The sequence below is a fragment of the Bordetella flabilis genome (assembly GCF_001676725.1).
Lineage (GTDB): Bacteria > Pseudomonadota > Gammaproteobacteria > Burkholderiales > Burkholderiaceae_B > Bordetella_C > Bordetella_C flabilis.
Genome location: NZ_CP016172.1, coordinates 4,607,162 through 4,618,855, shown reverse-complemented (window position 1 = coordinate 4,618,855; position 11,694 = coordinate 4,607,162). Strand labels below are relative to the sequence as shown.

11 protein-coding genes are annotated in these 11,694 nt (G+C 65.7%); 5 read left to right on the top strand and 6 right to left on the bottom strand.

The genetic code is table 11. The annotated features are described in order from the left end of the window. Positions 1 to 20: 20 nt before the first annotated feature. The 3 genes from BAU07_RS20550 to BAU07_RS20540 form a co-directional block, all read right to left on the bottom strand. Positions 21 to 455: a DUF305 domain-containing protein gene (locus tag BAU07_RS20550; RefSeq protein ID WP_066661790.1), complete on the bottom strand. Its 435-nt coding sequence runs from the start codon at positions 453 to 455 to the stop codon at positions 21 to 23. 151 nt (positions 456 to 606) lie between these two features. Next, complete coding sequence (locus BAU07_RS20545; protein ID WP_066661786.1) at positions 607 to 2,121, bottom strand: MFS transporter; 1,515 nt, start codon at positions 2,119 to 2,121, stop codon at positions 607 to 609. A gap of 13 nt (positions 2,122 to 2,134) precedes the next feature. Then, complete coding sequence (locus BAU07_RS20540; protein ID WP_066661778.1) at positions 2,135 to 2,623, bottom strand: GlcG/HbpS family heme-binding protein; 489 nt, start codon at positions 2,621 to 2,623, stop codon at positions 2,135 to 2,137. A gap of 119 nt (positions 2,624 to 2,742) precedes the next feature. Between BAU07_RS20540 and BAU07_RS20535 the strand changes: the two genes are divergently transcribed. Beyond that, positions 2,743 to 3,675 (top strand): LysR family transcriptional regulator, encoded by a 933-nt coding sequence (locus BAU07_RS20535; RefSeq protein WP_066661775.1) that lies wholly within the window; start codon positions 2,743 to 2,745, stop codon positions 3,673 to 3,675. An 85-nt stretch (positions 3,676 to 3,760) separates the two neighbouring features. Here the strand turns inward: BAU07_RS20535 and BAU07_RS20530 are convergent, their stop codons facing one another. From BAU07_RS20530 to BAU07_RS20520, 3 genes are all read right to left on the bottom strand, one after another. After that, on the bottom strand, positions 3,761 to 4,651 hold the full coding sequence (locus tag BAU07_RS20530; RefSeq protein WP_066661773.1) for an NAD(P)-dependent oxidoreductase: 891 nt from the start codon (positions 4,649 to 4,651) through the stop codon (positions 3,761 to 3,763). A 35-nt stretch (positions 4,652 to 4,686) separates the two neighbouring features. Then, a complete protein-coding gene (gabD, locus tag BAU07_RS20525; protein ID WP_066661770.1) occupies positions 4,687 to 6,147 on the bottom strand; it encodes an NADP-dependent succinate-semialdehyde dehydrogenase in 1,461 nt (486 codons plus the stop codon). Positions 6,148 to 6,226: 79 nt separating this feature from the next. Beyond that, on the bottom strand, positions 6,227 to 7,210 hold the full coding sequence (locus tag BAU07_RS20520) for a 2-hydroxyacid dehydrogenase (protein ID WP_066661768.1): 984 nt from the start codon (positions 7,208 to 7,210) through the stop codon (positions 6,227 to 6,229). Positions 7,211 to 7,341: 131 nt separating this feature from the next. Between BAU07_RS20520 and BAU07_RS20515 the strand changes: the two genes are divergently transcribed. From BAU07_RS20515 to BAU07_RS20500, 4 genes are all read left to right on the top strand, one after another. Further along, positions 7,342 to 8,172 (top strand): FadR/GntR family transcriptional regulator, encoded by an 831-nt coding sequence (locus BAU07_RS20515; protein ID WP_232338175.1) that lies wholly within the window; start codon positions 7,342 to 7,344, stop codon positions 8,170 to 8,172. Between the two features lie 268 nt (positions 8,173 to 8,440). Continuing rightward, positions 8,441 to 9,589, top strand: a complete 1,149-nt coding sequence (locus BAU07_RS20510) for a mandelate racemase/muconate lactonizing enzyme family protein (RefSeq protein WP_066661759.1) — start codon at positions 8,441 to 8,443, stop codon at positions 9,587 to 9,589. A 38-nt stretch (positions 9,590 to 9,627) separates the two neighbouring features. Beyond that, complete coding sequence (locus BAU07_RS20505) at positions 9,628 to 10,605, top strand: Bug family tripartite tricarboxylate transporter substrate binding protein (RefSeq protein ID WP_084025894.1); 978 nt, start codon at positions 9,628 to 9,630, stop codon at positions 10,603 to 10,605. A 270-nt stretch (positions 10,606 to 10,875) separates the two neighbouring features. After that, on the top strand, positions 10,876 to 11,643 hold the full coding sequence (locus tag BAU07_RS20500; protein ID WP_066661755.1) for a bestrophin-like domain: 768 nt from the start codon (positions 10,876 to 10,878) through the stop codon (positions 11,641 to 11,643). Positions 11,644 to 11,694 lie beyond the last annotated feature (51 nt).

Genomic DNA, 11,694 nt, shown 5'->3' with positions numbered 1-11,694 from the left:
GCTTAGTACTCCCGGGGAGATCACATACCGTGGTGATGGGACATGGACATGGGGGCCGGCGCGGCGGGAGCCGGTTCGGGCCCCGTCGGGGCGGGCGCCGACGGAGGCGCCGGCTCGCCCAGGGCCAGGCGCATGGCGGCGATCTCCTGCAACTGCTCGACGATGATTTCCTGGGCGATGCGCCGCAGTTGCTCGTTCTTGCCGTAACGCAGCTCGGCCTGGGCCATCTCGATGGCGCCTTGGTGGTGGGGCGCCATCATTGCGACGAAGTCCCGGTCGATGTCGCCACTGGGCTGTGCCGCCATGGCAGCCATCATCCGGTCCATGGCGGCATTGTTCTCGGCCAGAAAGGCCGCCTCGTTGCTCTCGGTTGCCCAGGCGGCCGCGCCCAGTGCCATGCCGGCCGCCAGCAGCAGGGCGGCGCCGAGTTTCCCGCCTGCAAAAAGAATCTTCATTGCATCCTCGTATTGGGAAGTCCGCCAATACAGGGGTAGACGAACGCGATGCCGGAATCCTTCCATCCGAAGCAAAAAATTCTCCGGGCTGGCGCGCGAACGCCTACCGGCTGGCAGCCCCAGTGCGGCCGTCGCGGTACTTCACACCGGGCTAACGCTTTTTCATGCTGACAAACACGGCTGCCGCCGAACCGCCTGCCAGCAAGGCCGCCGCGAGAAATGCGTGGGAGAATCCGATGCTATAGCCATTCCGGGCGATCGCTGCCACGGTTGCAGCGAGGCTTGCGGGATAGGCGGTGACGGCACGATCGAGATCCCCCGCGACGACGTTATCGACAAAGCCCGCTTCGGTGGTCAGTCGGGCGGCGGGCATGGCATGTTCAAGCGCGGAGCGGGCATTGCTGGCCAGGACGGCGCCCAGGCCCGCGAAGCCAAGCAGAATGCCCGAGAAACGGGATGTCGTGCTGATACCCGAGGCCATGCCGGCGCGATGCGGAGGTATCGTGCCCATGATCGCTTTCTGGGTTTCACCATTGAGCAAGCCGCCGCCCATACCCAATGTACACATGCCGATGATCGATGCGGCCTCGCCGTGCTGGCGGGCGGCATATATCATAATGAAGTTTCCCAACGCCACCACACCCAGCCCCAGCGTCAGGATGCCCGCGCTATTCAGCCGGGACGACAGCCGACGGCCGACTTGCGGGAAGAACAGCATCGCCAGGCCGAATGGCAGCATGGCCATCGCCGCTTCCAGCGGCCCGTGTCCGCGCCCATTCTGCAGGAATTGCGGCAGCAGCGAAGCCATGACCTGTACCGATGCGGCATAGGCGAACATCGCCATCACCGCACCTCGGAACGGCCACGCTGCAAAGATGTCCAGGTCCAGCATGGGATGAGGCATACGTCGTTCGACCCACCCGAACGCGGCGAATAGCGCCAGGCCCGCCACACCGCCCGACACGACAGGGCTGCTATCCCAGCCGTGGACAGGCCCCTGGATCAGCGCCCAGGTCGCGCAGAACATCCCCAGGGCAAATAGCACGATGCCGGGATAATCCAGGCGACGCGCGTGAGTGTCGCGCGACTCGTCGACATGACGCAATACAGCGCCGGCGAGCAGGGCGCAAATCGGGATGTTGACGTGGAAGGCCCACCTCCAGCCGAGTAAGCCGTTGATTGCCCCGCCGATCAGTGGCGCCACGACCATCGTCAGGCCCATGATGCCCCCCCAGACGCCCCACGCCCGGCCGCGCGCAGGTTCTTCGTGGAAGCGATGGCCGATGATCGCCAGTGACGGTGCCAGCAGGAAAGCCGCTCCGACACCTTGCGCGCCCCGAGCCAGGTACAGGCCCGGCGCCGAGGGCGCCAGGCCACACGCCAGGGAGGCGAGCGCGAATACCGTGATCCCGGCGAGGAACACGCGTCGCCGGCCATAACGGTCGGCAATAGACCCGGCTGGCAACAGCAGGGCGGCGAAGCAAAGCACGTAAGCGCTGATCACCCATTCGACCTGGGCGAACGAGGCCTGCAGATCGCGCGCGATCGCGGGCAGCACGATGCCTACGACATTCGTATCCAGCACGGTCATCGCGCAGCCCGCGGAGGCGACCAGCAGGATAGCCTTGTCCTTGCCCGCTGTCCGGGCCGCGAGCATGGCTGTCATGGCGTCGATCGGGTCACTTGAGCGCGGCCGCGCCGGCCAGGGCGATTTCCTCATCGTGTTGCGGCGTATCGGCGGATACGCCGATGGCGCCGACGATCTGTCCCGCGGCCATGAGCGGGATGCCCCCGCGCATCAGCACGAAGCCCTGCGCCGTGATGGCGGCCGGCCGCGGTCCATTGATCGCGTCTTCCAATGCTCCGCTTGGACGGCGGAATAGCGCCGCGGTCCGCGCCTTGCCCGGGGCGAGCTCGACGCCGGCGGGGACCGCGGCGTTATCCATGCGCACCAGCAGGATGGGAGCGCCTGCGGCGTCGACGATCGCGATGACGCAGGGCCAGTTCGCGGCCTCCGCCTTGGCCTGGGCGGCGGCCATCGCTTGCTGGGCGGCGGCGAGGGTCAGAATCGGCCGAGCAGGCAGATCCACCGCGTTGGCCGGAGCCGAACACAGCGCGACAGAACCGGCGAAAGCGAACGTTGCTGCAATGTGGCTGATGCGGGGCATGGAGGGACTCCCAGGAGTTCATTTCGACCATGGCCATTTAATCGAGAAGAATAATTCGGATCAATAAGCCGAACTTCTGAAATAATTCGGCGGTGCTGAATACTATTGGAGCGAGAGCCATGGAATTGCGCCATCTGCGCTCGTTTATCGCCGTTGCGGAGAAACTGCATTTCTCGCAAGCCGCGGAACAGCTTGGGATATCGCCCCCGACACTGACGGCGCAGATACAGGAGTTGGAGCAGATGCTGCAGGCGCGTCTGTTCAACCGCACCAAAAGGTCTGTCGCCCTGACGTCCGCAGGGGAAGCTTTCCTGGCCGAGGCCCGTGCGACGCTGGATCAGCTCGAACGCGCCGTCCATGTCGGTCGCCGGGCGGGCCGTGGTCAGATCGGGCGGGTGGAGATCGGCTACGTCGGTTCGGCCGCTTTCTTCGGCGTACTCCAGGACCAGGTCCGTCGGTTCAGGGCAACGTGGCCTGATGTGATGGTCAATACGAACGAGATCCCGATGAACCAACTGACTTCGCTCGTGGAAGAAGGGAGGATCGACGTCGCGTTTGTACGGGGGCCGGTGGCGTCTTCACCGGCCCTCAGGAGCCATGTGCTGGCTCGGGACCGGTTCTGCCTCGCCTTGTCGGGGAGTCACCGGCTTGCCGAGAGCGGCAACGCCATTCGCGCCAGGATGTTGGCGAACGAGCGCTTCGTGGTCCCTGAACAGGAGCGCGGGTTGCGGGAGGTGGCGCGGCGCGGGAAGTTCGATCCGCGTATTGTGTCGTTGCCCGGTTCGCTCGTCGCGGTGTTGACCCAGGTTGCACTGGGCGCCGGGGTGGCGATCGTGCCCAGTATCCTGGTGCAGGTGATTCGGCTGCCTGGCCTCGTTTTCCGGGAGATCGCCGGTCCGGTCGTCCCATCGGAGATTGAAGCGCTGTTCCGACGGCATGAACGGTCACCGGAAGTGCGCAACCTCCTCGGGCAGATACTGGACACGCATCCAAGCCAGTGGGCCGATGGGATGCGGGGTGAATGGGGGGCGTTCGCAGCCAGTCCGCGGTAAGGCTCGGATCTGCGCCTATGGCGCTCCGGGCAGGCCGAGGCAGTCGCCGCGCAAGGCTGCGTGGCGCCGTCGGCCTCTGGCCATTTCAGCTCGCCTTGCCGCCCAGGAAATCCACCAGCACCGGGACGGGCATCTGCGCCAGGCCGGCGGCATCGGCCTTTGCATAGCTTTCCCTGACCGCCTGCGCGGTGGTGGCCGGCGCGCCCGTATCGTCGGCCATGGTGTTGTAGTACCCCATATCCTTCAGCGCGTTGGCGATGGTGAAGCGGAATCCGGAGTCATCGCCCGTCTCGATAAAGGGGCGCAAACGATCCAGCACGACGCCCTTGCCGCCGCCGTGGGCCAGGATGTCGACAAACACGCTGGCATCGACGCCCGCACGCCGCGCGCACGCGGCGGCTTCGGCCAGCACGGCGGAAAATCCCAGGGAGACGAAGTTATGCAGCAGCTTCAGCCTGTGTCCCGATCCGATCGGACCGGCATGGGTGATGTTCTCGGCATAGCAGCGCAGCAGCGGCAGGCAGTACTCGTACAGCCCGGTATCGCCGCCGACGATCAGGTTGAGACGGCCTTCGGCGGCCTCCTTCGGTGTGCGTGTCATGGGCGCGTCCAGGAACCGGCCACCGGCCCCGGCCACCGCCGCCGCCACCTTGAGCGTGGAGGACGGCACGGCGGTGGAACAATCGATGACGACCGCATCCTTCGCCAGGCCCGCGATCACGCCGTCGGGGCGGAACAGGGCGTCCTCGACCTGAGGCGTGCCTGTCACGCACAGGATGATGACATCGGACTTCTCGGCCACGGCGCGTGGCGTGGCGACCGATGTCGCACCGGCCGCCAGCAGGTCGTCGACGGGCTGGTTGCCCGGATGGTCCAGCAACGTCAGGCCATAGCCGTGCTTGACGATGTTCGCCGCAATGCCGTGGCCCATGAGCCCGACCCCGATGATGCCGATGCGCGTATTCTGCTTGTCCATATCTTCCTCTTCGTGTTGTCTGGTCGTCGGGCCGGTCAGGCGTGCAGGCCGCCGGCGCAGATGTACTTGACCTCGAGGTAGTCCTCAATGCCGTACTTCGAGCCTTCGCGTCCGATGCCGGACTCCTTGATGCCGCCGAAGGGGGCCAGTTCGGTGGAGATGATGCCCTCGTTCAGGCCCACGATGCCGCATTCCAGCGCCTCGGCCACGCGCCACGCGCGTGCATAGTCGCGCGTGTAGAAATAGGCCGCCAGCCCGAAGGGTGTGTCGTTGGCCATGGCGACGGCCTCGGACTCGCTATTGAAGCGTATCAACGGCGCGACGGGACCGAAGGTTTCCTCGTTCATCAGCATGGCCTTCGGCGAGACGTCCGCCAGGATGGTCGGCTGGAAAAACAGGCCGCCCAGGCGGTGCGGATTGCCCCCGGTCACTACTCGCGCGCCAAGCGCGAGCGCGTCGTCGATGTGCTGGCGGACCTTGGCCACCGCGGCATCGTCGATCAGCGGGCCCAGGTCCACCCCATTTTCCAGGCCGTTGCCGACCGCCTGTGCTTCGACCGCCGGCTTCAGCCGCTCCACGAATTTGTCGTAGATGCCGTCCTGCACGAAGATGCGGTTGGCGCAGACGCAGGTCTGGCCGGCGTTACGGAACTTGGACGCCATGACGCCGGCCACCGCGGCGTCCAGGTCGGCATCGTCGAAGATGATGAACGGCGCGTTGCCGCCCAGCTCCATCGATACTTTCTTGATGGTGCCCGCGCACTGCGCCATCAATTGCTTGCCGATTTCCGTGGATCCGGTGAAAGACAGCTTGCGTACCACCGGGCTGCCGGTGAGTTCGGCGCCGATCACGGATGCGCTGCCCGTTACGACATTGAACACGCCAGGGGGGATGCCGGCCTGGGTGGCGAGCTCGCCGAGCGCCAGGGCCGAATAGGGTGTCGCCGTCGCCGGCTTCACAACGATGGTGCAGCCCGCGGCGAGTGCTGCGCCGGCCTTGCGGGTAATCATGGCGTTGGGGAAATTCCAGGGCGTGATGGCCGCCACGACGCCCACAGGCTGTTTGATCACGACGATACGCCGGTCGTTGCTCGCCGCCGGAATGACGTCGCCGTAGACGCGCTTTGCCTCCTCGGCGAACCATTCGAGGAACGCGGCGCCGTAGGCGATCTCGCCCCGCGACTCCTTCAGCGGCTTGCCCTGCTCCAGGGTCAGCAAGCGCGCCAGGTCCTCCTGGTGTGTCATGCACAGTTCGAACCAGCGCCGGATCGCGCGCGAGCGCTCCTTGGCGCTGGTGGCGCGCCAGGCCGGCAGCGCGCGGTTCGCGGCCTGGATGGCCTGGCGCACGTCCCCGGCGGTCAGTCGTGGCACGGTGCCTATGGTGCTGCCGTCCGCGGGGTTGTGCACCGGGATGGATTGCCCGTCGGCGGCGTCGATCCAGCGGCCGTCGACATAGCATTGCTGGCGGAACAGCTCGGAATGGGAAAGTGTAGTCATGGGCTTCGAAGGGTGGGAGAGGTGGGTCGGGAGGGCGTGTAGGGACAGGCAGGGCGAATCGGCGTGCCGCTGCCGCGTGTCAGCAAAGAAGGTTGGCTGGCTGGCCGCCGGCGCGCAGTGTTTCCAGGCCCCGGATCAGCAGCCAGCCCATGGCTTCGCGCGTCTGCGTCGTGGCGCTGCCGATGTGCGGCGAAAGAAATACGTTGTCGAGGTGGCGGTAGCGCGGATCCACGCGCGGTTCATTGGCGAATACGTCCAGGCCCGCGGCATGAACGCGTCCGCCTTGCAGCGCGGCGATCAGCGCGTCGTCGTCGACCAGGTCGCCACGCGATATGTTCACGACGACTGCTTGCGGCGGCAGCAGCGCGATGCGGTCCGCGTCGAGCACGCCCTTCAGCGATGGGGATCCAGGCGCGGCGATCACCAGGATGTCCGCGTGGCGCAGGGCGTCTTCCAGGGTGGCGTGGTAGCGCGCGCCCAGCTCCTGGTCAGCGGGAAGGCGGGAGCGGTTGTGGTAGTGGACCTCCACGCCGAAGCCCCGTGCACGCGCGGCAATGGCGCGGCCGATGCGCCCCATGCCGAAGATGCACAGGCGGCGCCCTTCCAGGCCCAGCCCCAGCAGTTGCGTGGGGGCCCAGCCGGGCCAGGCGCCGCTGCGCACCATGCGGTCGGCTTCGTAGCCGCGCCGGCAGGCATTCAGCACAAGCATCATGGCGACTTCGGCGCACGCGCCGCTGAGCACGTCCGGCGTGTTCAGCACGCGAATGCCCGATGCGCGGGCGGTGTCCATATCGATGTGGTCGTACCCCACCGACAGGGTCGCGATATGGCGCAGCGTGGGAGCCAGCGCGCGCATGACGTCCCCGGAGATCCGTTCGGTCGCGCTGACGAACAGGGTCTGCGCGCCGGCAGCGCGGCGCGCGATCTCATCGGATGGCAGGATGGTGTCGTCGTCGTTGACGGCGAGCCGGTAGCGTTCATGCAGGGCTGCTTCGATGGTAGAGGGATAACGGCGGCATAGGTATGCGCGGGGAAGATCCCGGGCGTTTGCATCGTTCGGCATGCCGGTGTCTCCAGTTCGGCTTTTTCCTATACTAGCAATTCATCATACAAATATGTCAAGCAAATTATCGCCGGATGCTATGATGTGCCACTGCCCCATCGCACCTGCGGTGCGATGCCACAGGCCCCGACATGGAAACATCCAAGCACGACATGAGCGCCCGGACCGCGCCCTCCACCGATGCGACGCTGGCCGATCGCGTGACGGCGCTGCTCGCGGCGCAGATCCGCAGCGGCGCCTATCCCGTCAACGCGCGCTTGCCGACGGAGCAATCCATGACGCAGACGTATGGCGTAAGCCGTACGGTGGTGCGCGAGGCGATCTCGCGGCTGAAGTCCGAAGGACTGGTGGAGACCCGCCAGGGCAGCGGGACCATCGTGCTGGATCCCTCCGCCGCGGAAGCGTTCCGGCTGGGGCGTTCCGACGACCCGGCGCGCGGCGTGCTGCGCATCATCGAGCTGCGGCGCGGCATCGAGGGCGAAATGGCGGCGCTGGCGGCCGAGCGCCGCAGCCAGGCCGATATGAAGGCGCTGCGTCGTGGGCTGGTCGCAATCGACAAGGCGGTGGCCGCCGGCGGCGACGGCGTGGCGGAGGACCTGGCCTTTCACATGGCCATTTCACGCGCCACCGACAATCCCCACTACACGGACCTGCTGGGACTGCTGACGCGCGCGCTGCACGACGCCATCCGCGTGACCCGCGGCAATGAAGCCCGCCATGCGCATTGGGCCGCCCAGGTCCGCGCCGAGCATGCCGCCATCTGCGCGGCCATCGACGCGCGCGACGCGCAAGCCGCCCGCGCGGCGGCCCTGGACCACATGCGCAACACGGCGGGCCGCATTCAGGAAGCGGAGGCCAGCTACTGGGCAGGTGACCGTATCGCCGCCGCCGAGCGGCTGGCGCGTACCAAGCTGGGCACCGTCCTGCGCGACACCGTCGAACCGCGGCGCGCCCGACGTTGAGATTCCCGCTTTGCTGTCGCGGCGATCCTGCGGCAACGGCGCCGTGTCAGGCCGCCGGCAATAGTCCGCCGGTCCATTCCGGCTCGCTTGAAGCGGTGTATCGATGCACATCGCATCGCCGCATCGATAGGCATTGCGCGGATGGTTTTCCGTGAATTTGGTGTGATACATTCGTCATACAAATTCGGCACCCGAGCCAGCGTGGCGGGGTCGTCGAGCGAGGTGTCCGCCCTGCCGGCGCGCCATCGACAATTTCCATGGAGGAGACATGAAGATCACGCGCATTACCGCCGTTCCGTTGTCGTATCGATTGCCGGAGGGCAAGACCGTCACGATGGGTATAGGCAGCACGCTCAAGCGCGATGCCATCGTGGTCCGCGTGGAAACGTCGGAAGGCATCACGGGCTACGGCGAATCGCACCCGGGACGTAGTCCGGGCGCCATCGTCAGCCTGATCCACAACACGCTGGCTCCCTTGCTGGAAGGCATGGACGCCACGGATGTCGTGGGCGTGTGGCAGCGTGTCCACCGCATGCAGCTATCCAGCCACGGGCTGGGCGCGGGGGCGGCGCTGGCACATTCGGGTATCGACATGGCGCTCTGGGACATACGCGGCAAGGCGGCCGGGATGCCGTTGTACGAACTCATGGGCGGCGCGCGCAAGCGCATTCCGGCCTACGCGGGCGGCATCGCGCTGGGCTACCAGCCACCGGCATCCCTTGCCGAAGAGGCGCAGGGCTATGTGGAGCGCGGTTATCGCGCGGTAAAGCTGCGTATCGGCGACAGTGTGGAGAACGATATCGCGCGGGTGCGTCGCGTGCGCGAGGCGCTGGGCGACGGCATCGATATCCTTACGGATGCGAACACGGCATACACGATCGCGCAGGCGCGTCGTGTGCTGCCGGTGTTGGCCGAAATCCAGGCGGGGTGGCTGGAGGAGCCGTTCGCCTGCAATGATTTTGCTTCCTACCGCCAGGCGGCCGCGATCACGCCCTTGGTGCCGATCGCAGCCGGCGAGAACCACTACACGCGCTTCGAGTTCGCGCAGATGCTCGAGGCCGGCGCGGTCCAGGTCTGGCAACCCGACCTCTCCAAGACGGGCGGCGTCACCGAGGGCATGCGCATCGCCGCGATGGCGTCGGCCTTCCGTATTCCCGTGCACGTGCATTGCTCCGCGACCGGGCTCAACCATGCCGCCTGCCTGCACTTCCTGGCCGCGACCGAGAACGCGGGCTACTTCGAAGCCTGCGTGTCCGCTTTCAATCCATTCCGCGACATGTTCGGCACCATCTTCGAGATTGGCGCGGACGGGTGCGTGGAGCCGCCGCCGGGCCCCGGGCTGGGCGTGGAGGTCGACGAGGACATCTTCAAGCGTTATCCGATCATCGATGGGCCGGGGTATGTCGTGAAGTTCTGAACAACAAAACACAGGCCGCCAAAGGCCGAGGAGACAAGATGAAAATAGTGCGCAGTCTTGCCGGTGCTGTCTGCCTTCTGTTGTCGCTGTCGGCCTACGCGGCCGATCCTGCCGGCTCCTATCCTGACAAGCAGATACGCATTGTGGTGCCGTATCCCCCTGGGGGCTTCAACGATACGCTGGGGCGCACGGCCGCCGAATACCTCGGCACGCGTTGGAATACCTCCGTTGTCGTGGACAACCGGCCAGGCGGCAACACGTTGATCGGTAACAGCATCGTCGCGCGCGCCGCGCCGGATGGCTATACGCTGCTCGTGACGCCACTGCCCTTCTCGGCATTGCCAGGCCTTTACCATGACAAGATGCCCTATGACGCCGTCAAGGATTTCACGCCGGTGATCTGGGCGGGCAGTACGCAGAACGCACTGGTCGTACGCGCCGATTCGAAATTCAAGACGGTGCAGGACGTGATCGACTACGCCAGGAAAAATCCCGGCAAGATCAACTACGCCTCCACGGGATCCGGTTCGTCCAATCATCTGTCCATGGCGCTCTTCAATTCGATGACCAATACCCAGATGACCCATATTCCCTACAAGGGCAGCGCGCCCGCGGTGACGGCGTTGCTGGGCGGTGATACGGATATGCTGTTCGACAATGTGCCGAACGTCTATCCGCAGATCCAGGCGGGCAAGTTGCGGGCGCTGGCGACCACGGGCACCAAGCGCTCGCCGATGCTGCCGGACATACCCACGGTCGACGAATCCGGCGTGCGTGGGTACGACGTCACGGTATGGTTCGGTATGCAAGCCCCGGCGGGCACACCCAAGCCTATCGTCGAGAAGTTGAATGGGGAACTGGGGCGCATGCTGAAGGACCCGTCCGTCATGGAGCGCTTCGCGAAGCAGGGCGTGCAGCCCGTCGGCGGCACGCCGGAACAGTTCGCCAGGCAGGTTGCCAGCGAAATCAGGAAGTGGGGAGACCTGATACAGCGCGCGGACATCAAGGTTCAATAAGGGTGTGGCGGCGGGGCGGCAGCACGGTTTCGTTTGGTCGAAGTGCGGGAGCGAAACTGGGCAAGCAGGGTGCGCGGTATCGATCCGGGGAGGTACGTTGTCAATTCGCCGCGTCCGCGTTTGAATTCTGACCGGACGATCGCGACGCTGCTATCCCGCCACGCCATATCCGGTATGGCTTCAGTACACTCCCCGGGAATCATTCCGTCGTACATGCGTCAGCAGGCGCGTTGCGCTCGACCATGGCCGCGATTCCCAGGAGAGTTCGTCATGGCAGATGTCATCGGTCGCCCGCTGCTTTTTTTCGTCATTTCACTGGCAATCATGTCGGCGGCCGCGTGGATCGGTGTCCTGGTGTTGCGGCATTCCGGGGCCATGGCTTCCGCCGACCGAGAGGATTTCAGCGTCATACAGTCGGCCACGCTGACGCTGCTGGCCCTGGTCATCGGCTTCAATCTATCGATGGCGGTCAGCCGCTACGACCAGCGCAAGAACTACGAGGAGGAAGAAGCCAACGCCATCGGTACCCAGCTGCTTCGGATCGACCTGCTTCCCGCCGCCAATGCAGCCGCCGTGCGTTCCCTTCTGGAGAAGTATTTGGAACAGCGCATCCAGTATTACCGGGTCACCGACAAGGAAACGCTGGACAGGCTCAACCGCACGAGCGCGGCGCTGCAAGCGCTAATGTGGAAAGCCGTGCGCGACGGCGCCCTGATGCAGCCCAACGCCGTGAACGCGCTGGCGGTCTCCGGCATGAACGACGTCATCAACCGGCAGGGTTATACGCGGGCGGAATGGACCAACCGCATCCCGCCGGCCGCGTGGGTTCTGATGATCGCGATCGGTGTCCTGAGCAACGTCCTGGTTGGCTACGGCTCGCGCACCGCGGCGTCCCGAACGCGCTTTCTCTTCGTCATGCCCGTCGTCGTTGCCTTGTCGTTCATGTTGATCGCGGATATCGACAGTCCCCGCGGCGGCATCATCCGTATAGCGCCCCAGAATCTGCAGCTCGTGGCGCAATCGTTGGCCGAGCCTTGACGGCGCATTGTGGGTGGTTCCGGTTCGACGCCGGCAGGCGACCCGTGCGCC